Annotated in this window: 1 pseudogene; it reads left to right on the forward strand. The window is 56.9% G+C overall.

Features of this window, described 5'->3' with window-relative positions:
- Positions 1-343, forward strand: a pseudogene (locus BQ17_RS21925) (hypothetical protein); the annotation flags it as partial.

Consider the following 343-nt stretch of genomic DNA (forward strand, 5'->3'; position numbering starts at 1 on the left):
GAGGTGGCCATTGCTCCCTACTACACCACCCGCAACGGCTGGATGACCTTGATCAACCTGACCAACACCGAATCCAAACCGATCGTGGTCAAGATCCGCATCCACGAAGGCCACAATACCCGTGACGTACTCGACTTCAACGTCGCCCTGTCGGCGAACGACATGTGGGCTGCCGTACTCCAAGAGAAGGACGGGAAGGCAGTGCTCACGACGGCCGACGACAGCTGTTTCATCGGGAGCACGAATACCGAGAAGGAGCTGAATATGGCTGCCTTCACGGGTGCCAATAACGACACTGGCCTGCAAGATGCAGATCGGCTGAAGGAAGGCTACATCGAGTTCA

The sequence above is a fragment of the Candidatus Thiosymbion oneisti genome, from assembly GCF_900092655.1.
Lineage (GTDB): Bacteria > Pseudomonadota > Gammaproteobacteria > Chromatiales > Chromatiaceae > Thiosymbion > Thiosymbion oneisti.